General features: G+C 64.0%; 3 protein-coding genes. All 3 read left to right on the top strand.

The annotated features are described in order from the left end of the window. Positions 1-504, top strand: a 504-nt coding sequence (locus VMA74_RS08600) for an ABC transporter permease (protein WP_325366225.1), incomplete at its 5' end; no start/stop codon positions are given. A 1-nt stretch (position 505) separates the two neighbouring features. Continuing rightward, positions 506-1,735: an ABC transporter permease gene (locus VMA74_RS08595; protein ID WP_325366224.1), complete on the top strand. Its 1,230-nt coding sequence runs from the start codon at positions 506-508 to the stop codon at positions 1,733-1,735. A gap of 10 nt (positions 1,736-1,745) precedes the next feature. Beyond that, the coding region (locus tag VMA74_RS08590) for an ABC transporter permease (protein ID WP_325366223.1) at positions 1,746-2,259 on the top strand (514 nt) is incomplete at its 3' end.

Below are 2,259 nucleotides of genomic sequence, written 5' to 3'. Positions count from 1 at the left end.
TTGCAGCACTACTCGCAGGACCAGCACGCGGCGGGCCGCTTTCTGCGGCCGCCGAACGTACGTCTGCGCAATCTGATGCAGTGGTTGGACTACCAGCAGGTGGTGCCGAGCGATGCCCGCCTGCAGATGTGGCTGTCGCTGGGTTTTCTGCTGGTTTGCCTGGTCAATACGGTGGGCCTGATGCTGGCCAAGTTCATGCGCCGCGCCGGCGAACTGGGCGTACGCCGCGCGCTGGGCGCCTCGCAACGCAGCTTGTTCGCACAACTGCTGGTGGAGTCCGCGGTGGTCGGCCTAGCCGGTGGCGCGGGCGGTTTGTTGCTGGCGCTGTTCGGCCTGTGGCTGGTGCGGCAACAGCCCGCCGATTACGCGGCGCTGGCGCAGATGGATGTGCCGATGCTGCTGGCGACGTTTGTACTGGCCATGTGCGCCAGTCTGCTGGCCGGGGTGCTGCCGGCATGGCGCGCGTGCCGGGTGGCGCCGGCCCTGCAATTGAAGGGGAACTGAGATGGACATCAAGCCGATCTTTGCCAGTTTGTCGCGGCATAAATTCACGGCGTGTCTGTTGATCGCGGAGATCGCCCTGACCTGTGCGATCGTGTGCAATGCGGTGTTCCTGATCCGGCAGCGCATCGAGGCCATGGAGCGGGTCACCGGCCTGGCCGAGCACGAGCTGGTGTACGTGCAACTGGCCAATATTGGCAACCGCTCCGATGGCGCGGCGCGCACGGCGGCCGATCTGGCTGCGCTGCGCAGCATTCCCGGCGCCAAGGAGGCCACCTCGATCAACCAGGTGCCTTTCGGCGGCTCCTCCTCCAATATGGGTCTGCGGGTCGATCCCGCGCAACGCAGCGACACGCTCAACGTGGGGCAGTACCTGGGTGAAAACCTGGTTTCCACGCTGGGCCTGAGGCTGGTGGAGGGACGCGATTTCCATCCCGAGGAATACAACGACATCGGCACCGTGTTCACGGCGCTGCGCACCGGCAATCTGGATGGTCTGTCGCCATCGATCCTGATCAGCCGGGCCGCCGCCGAGCGGCTGTGGCCGGGGCAGGATCCGCTCGGGAAAAACGTCTACGTCGGCAACAACATTCCGCTCACCGTGGTCGGCGTGGTCGACCGTCTGGTGCGCGGGCGACAGTTCCAGCAGGGCGCGGACTACAGCGTGATCAACCCCTTCCGAATGGATATGTCGTTCGGCATGTTGTATGTGATCCGTTGCGCGCCGGCAGACCGCGAACAAGTGCTGAAGAGCGCGCTGGCCAAACTCAAGGCGCTCGATCCCAATCGCATCGTGCTTGAAAAGGGTACCTACGACGAGTTGCGCCACCGCTATTTCCGCAATGACCGCGCCATGGCCGGCATTTTGATCGGCGTTTCCATGGCCCTGCTGATCGTGACGGCGCTGGGCATCGTCGGCCTGGCCAGTTTCTGGGTCGCTCAGCGCAATCGCAGCATCGGCGTGCGGCGTGCATTGGGCGCTACGCGCGGCAACATCCTGCATTACTTCCAGACCGAAAACTTCCTGCTGACGACGATGGGGATCGTGCTCGGCATGGCGCTGGCCTATGGCGTGAACCTGTTCTTGATCGTGCACTACGAATTGCCGCGCCTGCCGGTGATCTACTTTCCCGTAGGCGCGATCCTGCTGTGGGTCATCGGGCAGGCGGCGGTGCTCGGGCCAGCCTTGCGCGCAGCAGCGGTGCCGCCGGTGGTGGCGACGCGATCCGTCTAAGGAGGGAAGCATGTTCGGTTATTACCTGGAGCTTGCGCTGCGCAGCCTCAAGCACAACAAGGTGCTGACGGGGCTGATGGTGCTGGCGATCGCAGTGGGCATTGGCGCAAGCATGACGACGCTGACGGTGATGCACCTGTTATCGGGCAATCCGTTGCCGGGCAAGAGCGATGTCCTTTTCTATGCGCTGCTCGATCCAAATCCGACCGGTTCGCCCAGCCATCACCAGGAGCCGCCGGACAAGCTGGACTACCAGTCCGCCATCGATTTGTGGAGCGCACACAAAGCCGATCGCCAGGCGCTGGTGGTGGAAAGTCCGGTAAAACTGCTGGCGCCCGGCGTGAAGCAGTCCCCTTCGATGGGCATGCTGATGGCCACCACCGCGGATTTTTTCACCATGTTCGACGTGCCGTTCCAGTACGGCGGTCCATGGACCGGCGAGGACGATGCGCGGCGCAGCCGGGTGGCGGTGACTTCTTCGGATCTCAACGACAGGCTCTATGGCGGCGCCAATAGCGTGGGGC

Source organism: Dyella sp. (genome assembly GCF_035508675.1).
Lineage (GTDB): Bacteria > Pseudomonadota > Gammaproteobacteria > Xanthomonadales > Rhodanobacteraceae > Dyella_B.
Note: the sequence above shows the minus strand (reverse complement) of the source record. Positions and strands in the feature narration are given on the sequence as shown.

Excerpts from the sequence above, each read along its gene's own strand:
- VMA74_RS08595 (WP_325366224.1), top strand. The coding sequence starts at position 506 with ATGGACATCAAGCCGATCTTTGCCAGTTTGTCGCGGCATAAATTCACG.